Origin of the sequence: Schlesneria sp., from assembly GCF_036405755.1 — a bacterium.
Taxonomy (GTDB): domain Bacteria; phylum Planctomycetota; class Planctomycetia; order Planctomycetales; family Planctomycetaceae; genus Schlesneria; species Schlesneria sphaerica.
In genome coordinates this window covers 1-2,323 of sequence record NZ_DASWWZ010000580.1, presented here as the reverse complement: position 1 = coordinate 2,323, position 2,323 = coordinate 1, and the positions used below count along the sequence as shown (strand labels likewise).

Annotated in this window: 3 protein-coding genes; 1 reads left to right on the top strand and 2 read right to left on the bottom strand. The window is 60.5% G+C overall.

The genetic code is table 11. From position 1 onward, the window contains the following. The coding region (locus tag VGE80_RS19300) for a polymorphic toxin-type HINT domain-containing protein (RefSeq protein WP_440593794.1) at window positions 1–341 on the top strand (341 nt) is incomplete at its 5' end. Between the two features lie 142 nt (window positions 342–483). On the opposite strand, the gene VGE80_RS19295 is transcribed toward VGE80_RS19300, so the two are convergent. Beyond that, entirely contained in the window at window positions 484–1,374 is an 891-nt protein-coding gene (locus VGE80_RS19295) for a DMT family transporter (protein WP_440593793.1), read from the bottom strand. Window positions 1,375–1,390: 16 nt separating this feature from the next. Next, a complete protein-coding gene (locus tag VGE80_RS19290; protein ID WP_440593792.1) occupies window positions 1,391–2,152 on the bottom strand; it encodes a creatininase family protein in 762 nt (253 codons plus the stop codon). Window positions 2,153–2,323 lie beyond the last annotated feature (171 nt).

The following is a 2,323-nucleotide window of genomic DNA, read 5'->3' as shown; positions in this document are numbered from 1 at the left end:
AACTGAAGTTTGCTCCCGTGTTGAGGACAGCCACGCGGCCACCGGAACGATTACTTCGTCTGTCGTTCAACGGTGAGGTCGTTCGTGCGACGGGGGGGCATCTCTTCTGGGTGAACGGAAAAGGCTGGACGAAGGCTCGGCTACTGGCACCGGGGATGGGGCTACACACCGCTCGGGGATTTGCGAAGGTCGACTCTGTCACAGTAGAGCAGGATCCGGAAGCGACATACAACCTGATCGTCGATGAATGTCATTCGTACTTCGTCGGCAAGGAACTGGTTCTGAGCCACGACAACACTCCTTGTCAGGCCGTGGCGAACCGGGTTCCGGGGCTGAAGTGATATTTGGGTGGCCCGTTGGGTGGCTCGGATCAACGTGGCCCTCTCTCATGAACGTCGCCTCCAGAGAAGTTTCCCCTCTGAAGAACGTCTCCCAGTCGATGCCACTCTGAAAATCGCGGTCTGCGGACGTTGTGCTGGGGCGTCAGGATTCCGTGGGACGGGCGGCAGTGTGTCGGGTCACGGTTTGTGTCTGGACGTAGGTGACCATCACCAGGACTCCGATCAAGGCGGTGAGCTGGAGCAGCGTAATTCGTTCACCATCGACGACGCCCCAGATCACGGCACCGATCGGGACCAGATTCGTGGTCATGACCGCGAAGAGGGGACCCTCCTGCTGGACGAGTCGATTAAACAGGAAGGTGGCGATCCCGGTGCCGACAACGCCCAGAATGGCGACGGCGGTCAGGGCCGAGCCGAGATGGCTGAAGTCGACAGGGCGGTGATTGCGGATCGACAGCGAGAGGGGGACCATGACGGCTCCTGCTGCGGTCAGACAAATCAATGTCAGTTCGAGCGGCGGGAGATGTGTCAGGTATCGCCGGATGATGCTGTTCGCGATCGAGTAGGTAAACGGGACACTGAAGGCGAGCAGGATGTCGACGACCGGGACTGAGCGGGTACCGTAGTCGAGCATCAGGCCCATCAGGCAGCTCAGGGCTCCGATGACACCGACCGTTTGCCGGGTGGTGGGCCAGGCTCCGAGAATCGGGATGGAGACGAGCAACGTCAGCAGGGGGGTGAAGCCGACGGTCATCCCGACGAACGCCCCCCCATGCCGGGCGACGAGTTCCGGCTGGATCGAGTGTGGCCACACGAATCCCAGCACCACGACCGCCAGGAGGGGTAGGAAATCGGTCCGGCGGACGGTTCGCCGCTGTTTCATCAGCAGGAAGATCAGTGCCAGGACGAGCGATCCACCGAGGGCTCGTCCTGCACCGACTCCGATCGGCGAAAGATACTCCATGGCGCGCTTCATCAGGATGAAGCTGCTGCCCCAGATCAGGCAGATTACCGAGAACCAGATATACGGCATGACGTTCCAGTCGGGTTCACTGCGGCATCTCCCAGCTCTGTCCATCCCATGCGATGACTTGTTCGAGGAACTTGATCACACCTGCCGAGAAGGTCTGAAACAAGGCTTCCCCTTTTTCCGCCGTCGCGGCCGAGGACTGGCCGATGTGTCCCACGTCGGTTCGGTCTTTTGTGATCCAGCCGCGATAAGCCGGTTCAAAAGCGAAGCCGGGTTCCACCGACTCTACCGTGCGAATGTCCTTGACCAGGTGGGGAGCCAGCCGCAGGATCATCGACGTTTCCCACTCGCAGGCGTGTCCCATCGCAGTCTGGACAAGATCCGACCGCAACTGGTTCGGTCGGCCATGTTCCCAATAAGTGGCCATCAACAGCAGCAGGTCGCGTCGCAAGCGGTGCCGCTGCCGGACTTCGAAGACCGCCTGCTTACCCGGGATGCAGTTCCCTCCATGCCCGTTGATCAGGACGATCCGACGGAAACCGTGCGTCAGCATGTTTTCCATCAGGTCGTTGAGGAGGTCGAGGTAGAGTCGGGGCGAGGCGGACAGCGTTCCGGGGAAGTCCATGTGGTGGTGTGAATTTCCCAGCCACATCAGGGGGGCGAACAGGATGCGGTCGTGCATGGATTCACTGACGCGACGGACGATTTCGCCCAGCAGCATGCTGTCGGTATAGACGGGAAGATGGTGGCCATGCTGTTCGACCGCGGCGACGGGGATCACCACAGGGATGTCGCGAGACAGGGCATCGACTTCAGGCCACGTAAGATCGCTGAGATTCATAGACTCGACTCCAGTCACGATTTTGTATGAGGTCGCACGGGTGAGGCGAACGGGGTGGGGCGAGCAAATTACCTGGCGGGGGCGTCTGAATTGCGGGGGGAGGCTTTAATGTCCTGGAGATTGGGGAAGCGATGGCGATAGATCCATTTCTCCCACCAGCGGGCGTGACGC

Excerpts from the sequence above, each read along its gene's own strand:
- VGE80_RS19290 (WP_440593792.1), bottom strand. The coding sequence starts at position 2,152 with ATGAATCTCAGCGATCTTACGTGGCCTGAAGTCGATGCCCTGTCTCGC.
- VGE80_RS19295 (WP_440593793.1), bottom strand. The coding sequence starts at position 1,374 with ATGCCGTATATCTGGTTCTCGGTAATCTGCCTGATCTGGGGCAGCAGC.